This is a genomic window from Alteromonas sp. 14N.309.X.WAT.G.H12 (assembly GCF_036697315.1).
Lineage (GTDB): Bacteria > Pseudomonadota > Gammaproteobacteria > Enterobacterales > Alteromonadaceae > Alteromonas.
Window position 1 is genome coordinate 25,291 of sequence record NZ_JBAHZB010000031.1, and the last position, 10,378, is coordinate 35,668.

Genomic DNA, 10,378 nt, shown 5'->3' on the forward strand with positions numbered 1-10,378 from the left:
GTGGTCAGGTTATCTTAAAATTGCCAGGTAACCCCCATATCGAAAGAGCGTCCCCGTCCAGCAATCTGATTAAATCCATTGCTGTTATCTGCTTTGAATTCGGCAATATTAACACCGCCTAAAGGTTGTTCATAATATTCATCTAACAGGTTCTGAATGTCAAAGCGAAAGGTGAATGCCGCAATAGTATAAGTGGTATTTACATTAATCACAGAATAAGCAGACGTGGCGTTTTCTTTACGACGGGAGTCCACGTCGGTTTTGCTATCAGCCCAAAGCCAGCTAAGGGAGGCCGAAAGGGCGTCCTTTTCAAACTGTACCGTCATTCGGTTTTGTAGGGGTAAGATTTGATAAAGGTTGCTGCCATCTTCTTTACGTTCCCCTTTTTGCCAGTCTAGACGATTTAACAGGGTAAGACGGCCATATTCGTTCTCAAACATTTCTCTGGCGGCACTTAGGCTGGCGCCCATTAATTTGGCATCCAGATTGGTAAACTGTAATTTGTTTCGTTCTCCAGAGGTTAACCCTGAATTGTTGAACTGGCCAATGACTTCTGCATCAATATAATCATCTACATCGGTATACCAGGCGTTTATTTCTGCACGCCACAGGTTTTTGTCAATTTGGTACGCCGCGGTAACGGTATGAGCGGTTTCCGGCTCAAGATTAATATCACCAACATAGCCGTTGCCATCGCCAAACCAACCTATCATTGCCATCGCCATCGTGCTGGTACCCCAGGTATAGCGTTCATACAAGTTCGGTGCGCGGTTTTTCTGAGCCAGACCAAACTGCAATTGGCTGTCATTTGGTAACTTGCGCGTGGCGGTTAAGGTGATATCTACCAGGGTATCTTGTTGTTTACGATCGGCACTATTAAAAGCCTCGGCTGCGGCTAGGTTATCGCTCATCGTTGACATATCGGACATATCGGACATATCGGACATGCTAGAGCTACTATCCACGTATGCTTGAACGTCCCCAGCGTTGGTCGTCACCTGCTCGAGACGTGCGCCAGCTAAGTATTGCCAGGTTCCCGTCTCCGCCGATTGCCATTCGACGAATGCACCTAAACGGGAACGCTCACCATTGTTAATATTTACATAATCGTTCGGGCCCATCATGCTAGAGCCTTCTACTGCCGGCCACCAGTCATCCAGTGTATTACGGAACCACTCCTGACCAATGCGCACTATCGAACCATTGTCTATGGGAAAGTCCCAGTGCAAGGTCACTGCATCATCTCGACTCTCGGTGAGCATGGGCATCATGCCGGTTTTTTCGTCGGAAAAGAATCCCATTTCATGATCCACATTACGAGTGCTTACCATGGCGTTTAAGTTAAAGGACGAAAACTGTCGTTCATATAGGGCTTTTACGGTGGTGCTGCTATTGTCAGTCATATCCATATACTGGTTGGGAAAGCCTTGATAAGGAATAGACTGATGATGCACACTTAACTGAAGTTGTTGTTTTTCATCTTGGTAACCGGCAGATAGGGTGTGATTTTGCGCTTTATAAAGGGTGTCTAACACTTTATCCCCGTTGCCGTCTTCGTAACTTTCCGCTTCGACTTGTGAGCCAGCATAGCGAATATACCATTGATCACTGGCGACAATGGCTTCTGCATCAATGTGTTTGGCGTGATCATTGCTCTGGTAAAAATACCCTAGGCGCCCGGATTGCCAAGTCAATGCTGATGTATCAGAAAATTCCGGAACTAAGGTGGCTACTTCGACTACGCCAGCAATGTTATCGCCACCACGGCTAACCGGCGATACGCCAGGCAGTACGGTTAACGCGTGCACTTCATTGGAAGCCACATAGGACAAGGGCGGGTTCATTTGATTACCGCATGCGGCAGTGGTGGGGGCTCCATCGGTGAGTAGTTGGATCCTATCGCCCATCATACCGTTTAATATAGGCAGGGCAGAGACGCCACCTGCACTGGAAAATTGGACGCCAGATTCTTCTAATTTTGACTGTACACTGTCATGGTGATTTAACAATAAGGGGCGAGTGGAAATTTCTATGACCTCCACGTCCTCGTTAGTTTGCGCCATTGCGCATGATAAAAATAGCGGGGATAATGAAAAAAAAGCAATAGTGGATTGATTCACCGAACATTTCCTGATGATTAAGACGTGCGGTATTTTAGTGTGCCCATTATGTTCGGGCTATGCGACAGATTGTCGCACCCAGAATATAAAACCCATTGAAAGCTGCGGTGGTGAACGCCATACTGTTGTTATTCATGCAATTAAATCACTGTCTCGGTACATTGTTTTGCTAAAAGCGACTTGCCGTTTAATACAATCCAATATAACTTTTAACGATAGACTTATTCCCTAGGTGTAAATTGGTGTCTTCATCGAACAATATTCAAATTAAAGAGCTAGAAAAAGAGCAGCTTAAACATGCTGTGGTTTTCTCAGGGATTAGTCCAAAAGTCATGCGCCGGGTGTTCGCTGCGTGGTCACTCTTTTCGATTATCGTGGCAATTATTGTCGTGTTGGCGCCAGGTCTGAGCCAAACATTCCAGTTAACGGTGTTTGCAATACTTATTGCCTTTACGTTGGCAATGTTTGCCCAAAGCCGGATTGCCGAAGGCTGGCCTGCAATTATTGCAACAGATAATGAAATTTGTGTGGTAAGGGATCCCACCAAACGGGAATTTATTTGTGTGCCCATGTCGTTGGTCAATAAGGTTGAACCGGCTTTTATTAAGCCCAATAAAAAAGCCGTAGCACTGATTTTAGACACAGAACAGTTATCTGACGAAGATAAACAACAATTAAGCAAAGCGGTTTGGCCAAGAGAAGACCGGCTTTTGGCGCTAGCACATTTTATTTCCCGAGATAACGCCTGCAGTAAAATCTCTTCATTTTTAGCATTATCGTAAGTCAATCGCCCCTTGTGGGGTTTGCACCAAAGAGCATGTTGTGCACGGAAAGTGACCATCTATGGGGCAAACCAAGGTAAGCCCACCGAGGCGGTTGCGCATTTTTCGTTATAGCACGAAAGTTGTTTTGTTAATTAATTTAATGGTAAGGTTGTCTTACCAATTTTTTTAGCCCTGCATTGGCTTGTATCCAAAGCGTTTTTTTATTCTATGGCCATGGCCGTAAAGAATAGTTAAAAAATGAGCTTGTTGTCGGTAAAGCACGTACCGGTTATATGTCATGTTGGCTTGCAATCTGCTTTAATTGAAATTGATTGTTGTTTTCATGCCTTGAGTTTTCTTTGGCAAGGGGGTTACCCCGTTGGGAAAAACGAGTAAAAGAGTAAAGAAAAACAAGGAGGCAATGATGACCCCACGTATGATATTGCGAATTCTTGTGGTGGAAGATGATCCTGTACTAGCAAGCCCGCTTACCAGCTACATAGCGGGATTAGGCTGGGAAGTGGATTTTGCCGCTAGCGGCAAAATGGCACTGCGTTTTTGCGCCAGGACAGATTATGATGCGATAGTGGTTGATGAAGCTATGCCAGATTTATCGGGTATAGAAATCTGTAACAAAATTAAAGCACAATCAGATACACCGGTTTTACTCATGGCCTCTAAGGGCCAGAATAGCCAAGTAATGCGGTGTAACGCCGATGATTGTGTTGTTGATCCCAGTGATTATCGAGAAATTGCTCACCGATGTCAGCATCTTAATGTACGGGAAAAGCTGTCCATTTCTGCCTAACAGTGCGTGGGACATTATCTTCTTTTCGGTTTAAAGGTGCTTGCGCACTTTTAAACATATCCTTTCGTGTGTTTATCGCTCTCCAGCGTCTATTTTTTTCTTAGTAATTGTAATTGGGTAAATAGTGGAAAGTGGTCAGAGCCATAGCCTGCTAGCCGTTCAATTTTTACCAACTGGAAGTCATTGCTGTGAAATACGTGATCCAACGGCCAGCGAATGATGGGGTATTTAGCATGGAAGGTATTGAAAAAGCCTCTGCCGATCCGGGGATCTTGTGCGCCACTGATTTTACGAAAAAGCCGGGTTGTGGGGGACCAGGCAACATCGTTGAGATCACCGGTAACAATCACCGGCCCCCCTTGCTTGGCAAATTCCTGTCCAATGATTTTGAGTTCTTTATCCCGAGGTGCAGCAGTTTCATTTTCTGTTGGGCTAGGGGGCTTGGGATGGACAAAATAGAGTTTTACCCTTTCACCGGCAATCTCAAGGCTGACTTCCATGGACGGCACATCCGATTCCACAATAAACCTTAACTTTTCTTCGGCAAAAGGCTTTCTACTAAACACATGCATACCGTATAGATTTTCCAGGGGGCAGGCCATTCTGTGTGGATATTGCGCTTCTAAGGGACTAAGACCTTGCTCCCACTTTTTATTGGTTTCCAGCGTTACCAGGATGTCGGGCTGGTACTGATTGACGAGGTTAATTAACCCCTGGAAATTATCGTTGGGCATATATACGTTGCTGGTAAGAATACTGATTGTGTCATCCTTGTTTGTGTCGTGAGTTTGTTTTACCTGCTTGGGCCATAAGAGGGTATAGGGTAAAACCCACGCCAGTTGATAGCCTAATGCCACTAGTAAAACGAGCTGCATTGACATGGAAAGCATAGGGTAGGTGTGGTAATAAATGCACCAGGTAAGGGTAACAGCGGTGTAAATGAATGCCAGTTGAACCCGGGGAAATTCCCATACACGAATAAGCCAATGCTTGCCCGGTAGATGGGGAGCAACAGTGGTGAATAAGCAAAACACAGTGACCACACACAGGAATATCATCATTACTTCAATCTCGATTAGTCGTTAGGCAGGTTTTAACGCAGACCTTCTTCTATAGCCTATAAGCCTTAGTTACGATCACTTTTTTCATGCACGGTGCCCTTTGCAACCAGACCGGGTAAATACTACCTGGGCTTACGAAATCTTTGCACGGTAACCACCAACATATAAATAAGAAAATGGTAAATTTGCTTTAATATCAGCTGCTTATGTGGTTGGCATGTTAATGGCTTTAATCGGTATGCATTGTTAACGAAGGAGAACGAAACATGAAACGTTCAATTTTATCTTTATTAGTAGCAGGTACACTGGCAACAACGGTCCATGCAGGCTCGATGAATGATGATAACGCATGGGAAGAAGGTGCGAAAGATGCGTGGATAGACGGTAAAGCAGAGGCCACATTGTTGTTTAATGGCAATCTTAATTCCTTTGAAATTAATACCGATGTTCAAAACGGCAAGGTTATTTTAACCGGCAAAGTGGAAAACTCTGTAGACAAAAAGCTGGCAGAGGAACTGGTAGCGAATATCGATGGCGTAGCGGATGTTGATAATCAATTAACGGTTATGGAAGACAGGTCATCCATGGTGGATGATGACGCCAACGACATGGATCATCCTAACGTGGTAGCCGATAGTGAGGATGAAACCAGTACTTTAACGGATGCAAAAATTGCCACCGTGATAAAAACCCGGTTACTTATGGATACGGATATTTCAGGGTTCGATATTGATGTTGATGTGGAAGACGGGAACGTCACCCTTTCAGGCACGGTGGACTCCGATGCTCAACGAGATTTAGCACTCGAAATTGCTAAAAACGCGTCAGATGTTAAAGATGTCATTAATAGTCTGACGGTGGCTGAGCAACAAACGGCAATGGAAAGCGAATAGATGTCCATTTCATTGTTGATAAAATTAGCGCCCGTGGGCGCTTTTTTTGTGTATTAACGAGAGAATGTAACAGGATATGTCACTTATAGAAGGTGAAGAGCTAACCTGTTCTTGTGATTTATAGGAAAGAAAAATAATATGAAGCTATTCAAAACTAAACCTAGACCAGAACCTTCAACCCATTTTGAATATCGACTTCGAGCCCAACCTGTTTATAACTGGTTTGATCGGTACAAGAAAACAAAGTCACCCCAGACTACCACGCCCTCACCGCGCTTTTCAGACGCTGGCAGTCAGTAGTCGCCTCCGGCAATACCTTCTTTTTGGGCGCGTGGTTATGCGCATTCTATCTCATCATTGATTAAACGCCGTAACCGGTGTGTTTTATTTTCAAAACATCCATGGTTACGGCGGGTTCTCTTGTTTTATTGGCAATGGTTTTTACTCGGTGCAATAAGCCGCCGAAACGTCTCTTAGGTGGTGGATTTTTAAAATTCATTAACAATCTATTGAGCATAATTGTCAGTTAGTACGTAAGCATCCCAAGAGCAATCGGCTCGATAAATTAGGATGATGCATTTGTCCATGCGAAAACATTCCAAAGCATTATGAAAGGATGACTAATGGCAGTTATGCAAGTTTATAAACAGATCTTGATTGGCGGTTTGGTTTTGATGTTGGTGGCATGTGCGAGTAAGCCGGAACAAGGTCAAACCGCCCAAAGTATAGAACTGTCAGCCAAGGAGCCGGCTTCTGAGTCTCCCGCAAATACACTGTCAAAAGGTAAGGCTGTTACCATTGAAACAAGTCAAGGCAGCTTGGACGTATCGCCTACGGTGGTCAGTGTGGCCGATGAACAACAGGATGATCCAACCGGTGAGGTGGTATACAACGATCCCTTAGAAGGCGTAAATCGCGCGATTTTCTCGTTTAATGATTTTTCCTATCGGTATGCCCTTTTACCGATTAGCGATGGTTATCGGTATGTGGTGCCAAGCAGTGTCAGAGACAAAATTGGTAACGCCTTTGATAACCTTCGGGAACCGTTAAATTTGCTGAACAATACCTTTGCCGGTGAATTTAGTGAGGCAGGAAGTAATCTTGGACGCTTTCTCATTAACTCCACCGTGGGGTTGTTGGGGCTGTTTGATCCCGCCACAGACTGGTTTCATATTGCGCCTGAGAAGCAAACCATCGCTAACACGTTACAGCACTACGACATTAGCGCCGGTCCGTATCTGGTTTTGCCAATATTGGGGCCTAGTGATTCCCGAGGGGCTTTTTCCACCATAACCGAAGGCGTGATCCATCCGGTAAACTACGTTGCCGATCCTCCTGAAACTTACCAAATACGCATTGTCGACGGCATCGATGATTTTTCCAGCCAGTCAGATATCTATCGGTCGCTCTATGAACAGGCCGACGATCCATACCTTTATTTTAGAAATCAGTACATTCAGGGGCAACGCCGTGACGAACTTTTCGAACTTAGCGAACAACAACAAGATAACCGCGATAATCAGTAAGGGGATCGTTAAGTACCGTTGGTTAATCATCCTTGCTTTTGTTTTGCTCGGTGGTGGGCTTGCCCCTTTTATTGGGCAATTTAAAATTGATGCCTCCGCCGACACCTTGCTGGTGAAAGATAACAAACTGTATATTCAAAGCCAGGTGGCCAATGAAACTTTCTCGCCGGAAGAATTTATACTTGTGGCTTACGTACCCAAAAACCATGGGTTGTTTAGTCGACAAACCTTCGACGATATTGAATTATTATCACAAAAGTTAGGTGGCATTGAGCGTGTTGAGTCGGTGACTTCTATCCTGAATGTACCTTTGATAGACAGTGCCGATGCCTTATCCGGCTCCGATGATGTCACTGAGTTGACTTGGGAGAACCAGCGATACAGCCCGAAGAAAATGCAGTCTTTGATTAGTGGTCATCCCATTTTTACCGACTTATTGATTAACCGACAAAATACGGCCACGGCGATCCAGGTGGTGTTTAAGTCGGATCCTGAGCTAGTGCGCATAGACAGCCGCATTACTGCCATTCAGAAAAAGATCCTTGATGGTGGGGCCTTGTCCCAGGCCGATAAAGATGAAATTGCCGGGTTGAAACAAAAGGCGGATCCTATTTCCCAAGCATTAACCAAGCAAAGGCAACGGGAAATTGCGCAAATTGAAGCCATCACTGCCAGCGTGAATGATCGCGCCGACACCTATATGGGCGGGGCCTACGTGGTAGGTCAGCACCTTATTGATATTATCAAATCCGATTTGGTGACCTTTGGTTCGGCGATTGTATTGGTGATTATTTTGTTGCTAGCGCTGCTATATCGATCTGTAAAATGGGTGTTTTTTCCGGTGCTTTCCTGCGCGTTAAGCGTATTGCTGACCATGAGTTTGTTTGGCCTGTTGGATCTGCGCACCACGGTGATTTCTGCAAACTTTATTGCCCTACAATTGATTTTAACCCTTGCGGTGATGATCCATCTCATTGGTGCATACCGAAGTATTAGTCATGCTAAGCCTGATTTAGACCAGTATGGGCGTATAGTGGCCACCTTACAGGAGAAAATATCGCCTTGCTTTTATGCTACCTTAACCACTTCGGTGGGGTTTGGGGCATTAATTTTTTCTGGTTTGCAACCGGTGGTGGCGTTTGGTTGGATGATGTTGGTAGCCATGATGGTAACCATGTTAGTCAGTCTTTTACTATTCCCTGCGTTACTTTCCTTTTTACCGGCGCGCCAGGAAAAAGCCGATTTTTCCTTTATCTCCAGTATACTTTTGTGGTTGCGGCGGCTTTCGTTACGGGCACCATGGCGGGTTAATTTTATTGTCCTTGCTCTCTTCGCCTTCGCTGCCTTTGGTATAACCCGTTTAAATGTGGAAAACTCCTTTATTAATTATTTCAGTAAAGACACGCAGGTTTATCGTGAATTGGCCTTTATTGACTCCGAATTTGGTGGTTCCACCGCGCTGGATATCATTGTTACGTTAAACAATGAAGAGGGCGAAAAGGCGCAAGATTTGGTGCTGACGGCCCAGTCTGTTGCGCAGATGCAACTTGTGCAAAAAGCCATTGAAGCCTTTGATGCCACAGGCAGTGTTACCTCTGTCGTCAATTTTACCACATTGGCAAAAGCGCTAAACGACGGAAAACCGCTAACGGAATATGAGCTGACCACCATCTACCGGTTATTAGACGAAAATGTAGCCAAGCAGCTGGTGGGGGCGTATTTGTCCGTGGACGACGGAACCTTTCGTATCGCCACCCGTGTACAGGATACGACTGAAGGGTTGGATCGTCAGCAGTTTATGGCACAGCTTCGCAACGACATGGAAGCGGTGGGACTGGATGAACAGCAGTATAAACTGACGAATCTTTTTGTTCTGTACCAGGATATATTAAGCCGCTTGTTCGATTCTCAAATTAAAACCCTGGGGATCGTATACGCCGTACTGGGGTTGGTTTTATTGATTATATTCCGTTCGGTAAAAGTGGCCCTTATCGCGCTTATTCCGAATGTGCTGACAACCCTGGGCATATTGGGGGTTATTGGTTGGCTGGGTATTTCCCTTGATATAATGACCATTACCATTGCCGCTATCGCCATGGGGATTGCAGTGGATGATACTATTCATTTTCTTCACAGCTATTTGTCAGCGGAAAAGTCGCCGTCTGCGTCAGTGGCCAGCAAGCGGGCTTTTGGGCATTCGGGGCGGGCAATACTGTTTACCTCTGTGATTATTGCCACCGGGTTCTCACTATTTGGTTTTTCCGACTTCTTACCGAGTGTGTATTTCGGTTTGTTAGCGGCGGCGGCCATGTTGATGGCGCTGATCACGGATCTGACATTATTACCGGCCTTGTTAAATCGTTTCGTTGCTCAACGCAAACCCTAGATTGCGCTGGGGTAAATACCAGGCATAAAAAAACCAGACATTAAAGTCTGGTTTTTTTAATACGGGTTGTACTTAGCAGTCTTTATCTTCTGCGTTCATTCCCTCTTTTACATCTTCACAGGTATCCTCAATGGCATTGCCTGCATCCGTCATTGCATCATCGACGTTTTCTCCCGCTTCTTCTGCGGTGTTGTCGCTACACGCGGCCAACGTCAGTGCAAATGAAGCTGCCAATAGTGTTTTTAGCATCAGTGAACGGTATTTCATGTCCTTTCTCCTTTTATAAAAATTTAGTTTAGGCGCGTGGCGCCTTGCCTCTGAATGCATTTGCAATCAAAGAGATAACCAGTAGCGCGACAAATACAAAGAATAAAAACTGTGCAATACCTGTTGCTGCGCCGGCGATACCGCCGAATCCAAAAATGGCTGCGATAATAGCGATAATGAAAAATGTAATTGCCCAACCTAGCATAACGTTTTCCTCTATTTGCTTATGTGAATGTCCCTTTAACTTAAGCGGGAACCGTGCCATATATTATCCCTTTGATTTTTAATAGGTATTTGTTGTTCTTGCGTGAAATGAAATCTAAGATTCTGACAAGAGTTACAAATAGGCTGCACTTTTTACACGGCGGTATCCCACACCTTGAGTAAAAAACGCGGTATGATACAAACAGGCATCCGCTTGGTGATGTGATAGGTAGTGATAAGCGAGAACAAGGTAACTATGACAAAGAAACATTCTGCTTTTATCGGCCTTATGCAACGGGCTAGAAACGTTAAGCGTTGGCCGCTTATGGCACAGTTTCAGGAAGAGATG

General features: G+C 45.0%; 9 protein-coding genes. 5 read left to right on the top strand and 4 right to left on the bottom strand.

Annotated elements, in window-relative coordinates:
* Nucleotides 1-14: 14 nt before the first annotated feature.
* Nucleotides 15-2,120, bottom strand: coding sequence for a TonB-dependent receptor (locus V5298_RS10285; RefSeq protein ID WP_332931376.1), 2,106 nt, complete (start codon nt 2,118-2,120; stop codon nt 15-17).
* Nucleotides 2,121-2,362: 242 nt separating this feature from the next.
* Between V5298_RS10285 and V5298_RS10290 the strand changes: the two genes are divergently transcribed.
* Both V5298_RS10290 and V5298_RS10295 read left to right on the top strand, forming a co-directional pair.
* Nucleotides 2,363-2,902: a hypothetical protein gene (locus tag V5298_RS10290; RefSeq protein ID WP_332931377.1), complete on the top strand. Its 540-nt coding sequence runs from the start codon at nt 2,363-2,365 to the stop codon at nt 2,900-2,902.
* A 403-nt stretch (nt 2,903-3,305) separates the two neighbouring features.
* Entirely contained in the window at nt 3,306-3,692 is a 387-nt protein-coding gene (locus V5298_RS10295) for a response regulator transcription factor (RefSeq protein ID WP_332931378.1), read from the top strand.
* A gap of 89 nt (nt 3,693-3,781) precedes the next feature.
* On the opposite strand, the gene V5298_RS10300 is transcribed toward V5298_RS10295, so the two are convergent.
* Complete coding sequence (locus V5298_RS10300; protein ID WP_332931379.1) at nt 3,782-4,753, bottom strand: endonuclease/exonuclease/phosphatase family protein; 972 nt, start codon at nt 4,751-4,753, stop codon at nt 3,782-3,784.
* Between the two features lie 266 nt (nt 4,754-5,019).
* Between V5298_RS10300 and V5298_RS10305 the strand changes: the two genes are divergently transcribed.
* The 3 genes from V5298_RS10305 to V5298_RS10315 all read left to right on the top strand — a co-directional run bounded on the left by V5298_RS10305 (nt 5,020) and on the right by V5298_RS10315 (nt 9,558).
* Nucleotides 5,020-5,646 (top strand): BON domain-containing protein, encoded by a 627-nt coding sequence (locus tag V5298_RS10305; protein WP_332931380.1) that lies wholly within the window; start codon nt 5,020-5,022, stop codon nt 5,644-5,646.
* A 623-nt stretch (nt 5,647-6,269) separates the two neighbouring features.
* Nucleotides 6,270-7,172, top strand: coding sequence for a VacJ family lipoprotein (locus tag V5298_RS10310; RefSeq protein WP_332931381.1), 903 nt, complete (start codon nt 6,270-6,272; stop codon nt 7,170-7,172).
* Nucleotides 7,117-9,558, top strand: coding sequence for an efflux RND transporter permease subunit (locus V5298_RS10315; RefSeq protein ID WP_332931382.1), 2,442 nt, complete (start codon nt 7,117-7,119; stop codon nt 9,556-9,558). Before V5298_RS10310 ends, V5298_RS10315 begins: the two co-directional genes overlap by 56 nt.
* Before the next feature lie 72 nt (nt 9,559-9,630).
* Here V5298_RS10315 and V5298_RS10320 read toward each other — a convergent pair whose 3' ends face one another.
* Nucleotides 9,631-9,825 (bottom strand): hypothetical protein, encoded by a 195-nt coding sequence (locus tag V5298_RS10320; protein ID WP_332931383.1) that lies wholly within the window; start codon nt 9,823-9,825, stop codon nt 9,631-9,633.
* Between the two features lie 28 nt (nt 9,826-9,853).
* A complete protein-coding gene (locus tag V5298_RS10325; protein WP_216028140.1) occupies nt 9,854-10,030 on the bottom strand; it encodes a DUF1328 family protein in 177 nt (58 codons plus the stop codon).
* Nucleotides 10,031-10,378 lie beyond the last annotated feature (348 nt).